The organism is Pseudonocardia lacus (assembly GCF_018531445.1).
Classification (GTDB): domain Bacteria; phylum Actinomycetota; class Actinomycetes; order Mycobacteriales; family Pseudonocardiaceae; genus Pseudonocardia; species Pseudonocardia lacus.
In genome coordinates this window covers 1-4,407 of record NZ_JAHDTH010000346.1, presented here as the reverse complement: position 1 = coordinate 4,407, position 4,407 = coordinate 1, and the positions used below count along the sequence as shown (strand labels likewise).

General features: G+C 75.4%; 5 protein-coding genes. 3 read left to right on the top strand and 2 right to left on the bottom strand.

What is annotated here, in order from left to right; all coding sequences use genetic code 11:
* Window positions 1-129: 129 nt before the first annotated feature.
* Both KIK08_RS37415 and KIK08_RS37410 read right to left on the bottom strand, forming a co-directional pair.
* Window positions 130-618, bottom strand: coding sequence for a PTS sugar transporter subunit IIA (locus tag KIK08_RS37415; RefSeq protein ID WP_308258139.1), 489 nt, complete (start codon window positions 616-618; stop codon window positions 130-132).
* Window positions 619-626: 8 nt separating this feature from the next.
* Window positions 627-866 carry a PTS sugar transporter subunit IIB gene (locus tag KIK08_RS37410; protein WP_308258138.1) on the bottom strand — a complete coding sequence of 80 codons (240 nt, stop codon included), beginning with the start codon at window positions 864-866 and terminating at the stop codon, window positions 627-629.
* A gap of 242 nt (window positions 867-1,108) precedes the next feature.
* Between KIK08_RS37410 and KIK08_RS37405 the strand changes: the two genes are divergently transcribed.
* The 3 genes from KIK08_RS37405 to KIK08_RS37395 form a co-directional block, all read left to right on the top strand.
* On the top strand, window positions 1,109-2,473 hold the full coding sequence (locus KIK08_RS37405; RefSeq protein WP_214408048.1) for a PTS transporter subunit EIIC: 1,365 nt from the start codon (window positions 1,109-1,111) through the stop codon (window positions 2,471-2,473).
* Window positions 2,474-2,521: 48 nt separating this feature from the next.
* A complete protein-coding gene (locus KIK08_RS37400) occupies window positions 2,522-2,779 on the top strand; it encodes an HPr family phosphocarrier protein (RefSeq protein ID WP_214408047.1) in 258 nt (85 codons plus the stop codon).
* 11 nt (window positions 2,780-2,790) lie between these two features.
* Window positions 2,791-4,407 (top strand): putative PEP-binding protein (locus tag KIK08_RS37395; RefSeq protein ID WP_308258137.1); only part of this gene is annotated, 1,617 nt, incomplete at its 3' end.

The window sequence follows — 4,407 nt, the reverse complement described above, 5'->3', positions numbered from 1 at the left end:
GGCCACCGGCGGCGCGGCGTCGGGCCCGCTGCTGGCCGCGGGCGGCTACCCGCTGCTGGCCGTCGCCGGCGCGGCCGCCGCGCTGCTGGTGCTGCCGGTCCTGGTCAGCGGGGCCCGCGGTGGATCCGGTCAGGCCGGCCAGGCGTAGAGCGGGTCGCCCGCGGCCACGTCGTGGCCGGTGCGCAGGTCGGGGATGCTGTCGGGGGCCGAGTCGAGCACGACCACCGGCGTCACCGCCGACAGCCCCCGCCCGCGCACGGCGGTCGGGTCGAAGGTCACCACCGGCGCGCCGGCCGCCACCTCGGCGCCCTGCTCGACGTGGCGCTCGAAGCCCTCGCCGTCGAGCTCCACGGTGTCGATGCCGACGTGCACGAGCACCGCGCAGCCCGACTCGTGCTGGACGATGAACGCGTGCGGGTGGGCCTTGACCACCGTGCCGGCGATGGGGGAGCCGACGACGGTCGGCCCGGCCCCGTCGGCGGGCTCCACCGCGGCGCCCGCCCCGACCAGCTGCTCGGCGAACACCGGGTCGGGCACGTCGGCCAGCCCGACCAGCCGGCCCGCCAGCGGCGCCAGCACGCGCAACAGCTGGGCGCGCTGCGTCGTCGGTTCGCTCACCAGCTCGTTCACAACAGGTCCTGGACGTCGTCGGCCAGGGTGTCGGCCTCCGGTCCCACCACGACCTGCACGATCGTGCCGGCCATCACGACCCCGTGCGCGCCGCTGGCGCGCAGGGCGCGCTCGTCGACCAGGGACGGGTCGCGGACCTCGGTCCGCAGCCGGGTGATGCAGCCCTCGACCTCGACGATGTTGTCGGCGCCGCCGAGCCCGCTGACGATCTCCTGCGCGCTGGCCATGCTGGCCACCTCCTCGTTCCCGTGCCGCCGACCCGGCGTGGGCGGCCGCGCCAGCCTGCCCGACGGCCCGGGGCGGCGGCGGGCGGGTCCGGCGGGGCGGCTTCACCCGGATCTCACAACTCGTGGTTGACGTATCGCTGTCGGCGGTCCACTCTCTCCGCCAACTGGTAATGACCGGACCGTACCGGTCCGATGCAGTCGGGACAACACCGCATGAACACCACGAACACGACGAGTGAGCAGGGGTCGCCATGAGCACGAGCGTCGCCGCACCCGCGCCGCCGAAGGGCCGCTTCGGCCTGGCCGGACTGCAACGGCTGGGCCGCAGCCTGATGCTGCCGATCGCCGCACTACCCGCGGCGGGCCTGCTGCTGCGCCTCGGCCAGGACGACCTGCTCGGCGCGGTACCGGGCCTGGAGACCGTGGCCTCGGTGATCGGCGCGGCCGGTGGGGCGCTGTTCGACAACCTGCCGCTGATCTTCGCGGTGGGCATCGCGATCGGCTGGGCCAAGCGCGCCGACGGCTCCACCGCGCTCGCCGCCGTCGTCGGCTACCTGGTGCTCGACGGCGTGTTCGGCGCCATGAGCCCGGTGGTGCTCGACGGGGTGCTCGACTCGAAGGGCGAGCCCGCCGAGATCAATTACGGGGTGCTGGGCGGCATCGTGATCGGCCTGCTCGCCGCGGTGCTCTGGCAGCGGTTCTACCGCACGAAGCTGCCCACCTACCTGGCCTTCTTCGGCGGCAGGCGGTGCGTGCCGATCGTCGTGGCGGTCGTCGCGATGGTCGTCGGCGTGCTGATGGCGTTCATCTACCCGCTGTTCAACAACGGGCTCACCGCGCTGGGCGAGGCCGTCGACGCCAACACCGTGATCGGCGGCGGCATCTTCGGCGTGGCCAACCGGCTGCTCATCCCGCTGGGCCTGCACCACATCCTGAACTCGGTCGTCTGGTTCATCATCGGCGACTACAACGGCGTGCACGGCGACCTCAACCGGTTCTTCGAGGGCGACCCGACCGCGGGCACGTTCATGACCGGCTTCTTCCCGATCATGATGTTCGCCCTGCCGGCAGCGGCCATCGCGATCTGGCACGAGGCCAAGCCCGCCCAGCGCAAGGTCGTCGGCGGCATCATGCTGTCCACCGCGCTGACCGCGTTCGTCACCGGCATCACCGAGCCGCTGGAGTTCTCCTTCCTGTTCGTGGCCTGGCCGCTGTACCTGGTGCACGCGCTGCTCACCGGCTCCTCGCTGGCGATCAGCAACGCGCTGGGCATCCACGACGGGTTCACGTTCTCCGCGGGCGCCATCGACTACGTGATCAACTTCGGGCTGGCGACGCGGCCGCTGCTGATCATCGTGCTCGGCGTGGTCTACGCGGCGATCTACTACGTGGTGTTCCGGTTCGTCATCCGGCGCTGGAACCTGCGCACCCCGGGCCGCGAGGACGAGCCCGTCGAGGACGAGGCCGCGACCGCCGCACCGGCGGCGCGCGGCAGCGGCGGCACGGGCACGGCGACCGCGGTCGCCCCGGCCGAGACCGCGACCGGGACCAGCTCGCCCGAGACCGGGCCGACCACGGCCACCGACACGAAGGCCGACCCGCCGACGGCCGGCTGATCGACCGGTCACCCCACCGAGAGAACCCCACCGAAAGAGAGCGCCACCGTGCCCACCCGAACCGTCGTCGTCGCCTCCGAGGTGGGGCTGCACGCCCGCCCCGCGGCCACCTTCACCCGGGCCGCCGCGGCCAGCGGCGTCCCCGTCCGGCTGCAGGTCGCCGGCTCCGAGCCGGTGGACGCGACCAGCATGCTGGCCGTGATGACGCTCGGCGTGGCGCACGGGCAGGAGGTCGTGCTCAGCGCGGAGGGCGAGCGCAGCGAGGAGGTCCTCGACTCGCTGGCCGCCCTGCTGGGGAAGCCGTGACGAGCACGGCGGTGCGGAAGGGGAAGCCCGCCGGGGTGCTGACCGGGCGCGGGGTCAGCCCCGGCGTGGTCAGCGCCCCGGTCGTGCGGCTCGGGCCGCCGGTCACGACGTCGCCGGACGACCCGGTCGGCGCCGACCCGGCGGCCGAGCGCGAGCGGGTCGCCGCGGCGCTGGCCGAGGTGGCCGACGACCTCGCCGAGCGGGCCGGTCGGGCCGACGGCGTCGCCGCGGACGTGCTGTTCGCGACCTCGGCGATGGCCGCCGACCCGGCGCTGCTGGCCGCGGCCGGCGCCGAGCTCGACCGCGGCTGCCCCACCGGCCACGCGGTCACCCTCGCGGTGCGCGGGTTCTGCGACCGGCTGCGCGCCCACGGCGGCTACCTCGCCGAGCGCACCGCCGACCTGCGCGACGTGGGGGAGCGGGTGGTGGCGGTGCTGACCGGGCGCCCGGTGCCCGGTGTGCCCGCACCCGGGCACCCGGTGGTGCTGGTGGCCACCGACCTGTCCCCGGCCGACACGGCCGGGCTGGCCGGCGGCGACGTGGTCGCCCTGCTGACCGAGCAGGGCGGCCCGACCAGTCACACCGCGATCCTGGCCCGCGCGCTCGGGCTGCCCGCCGTCGTCGGCTGCGCCGACGCCGCCTCCCTGACCCCCGGCACGCTGGTCCGCCTGGACGGGACCACCGGCACCGTCGAGATCGACCCGCCCGCCCCCCGTCGAGAACGAACTTGTCGTGATCAACAGGGCCATTCGATCACGACAAGTTCGTTCTCGACGGAGGCCGGGCCGGGGCGGACGGCCGACGGGCACCCGGTGCCGCTGCTGACCAACGTGGGCAGCGGGCCCGACGCGCTGGCCGCGGCGGCCACCGGCAGCGAGGGCGTCGGGCTGCTGCGCACCGAGCTGCTGTTCCTCGACCGCTCGGTCCGCCCGAGCGTGGACGAGCAGGCCCGCATCTACGCCGCCGTGCTGGCCGCGTTCGGCGACCGGCCGGTCGTCGTGCGCACCCTGGACGCCGGCTCGGACAAGCCGCTGGCCTTCCTGCCGCTGGCCGACGAGGAGAACCCGGCGCTGGGCGTGCGCGGGCTGCGCACCGCGGCGGCCAACCCGGGTGTCCTGGACGAGCAGCTCGCCGCGCTCGCCATGGCCGCCGCCGGCACCGGGCGCACCCCGAGCGTGATGGCCCCGATGGTGAGCACCGCGGCCGAGGCCGCCGCGTTCGCCGAGACCGCCCGCCGGCACGGCCTGACCCGGGTCGGGGTGATGGTCGAGGTGCCCTCGGCCGCGCTGCGGGCGCGCGAGCTGGTCGAGGTGGTCGACTTCGTCAGCATCGGCACCAACGACCTGGGCCAGTACGTGATGGCCGCCGACCGGGCCTGCGGCCCGCTGGGCCACCTGCTCGACCCGTGGCAGCCCGCGCTGCTCGACCTCGTCGCGATGGTGGGCGAGGCGGGCGCCGCCGCGGGCAAGCCGGTGGGGGTGTGCGGCGAGGCCGCGGCCGACCCGCTGCTGGCCACGGTGCTGGTCGGGCTGGGCGCGACCAGCCTGTCCACGGCCCCGGCCGCGCGACCGCACGTGCACGCGGCCCTCGCCGCGGCCAGCATGGCGCTGTGCCGCGAGCGCGCCGCG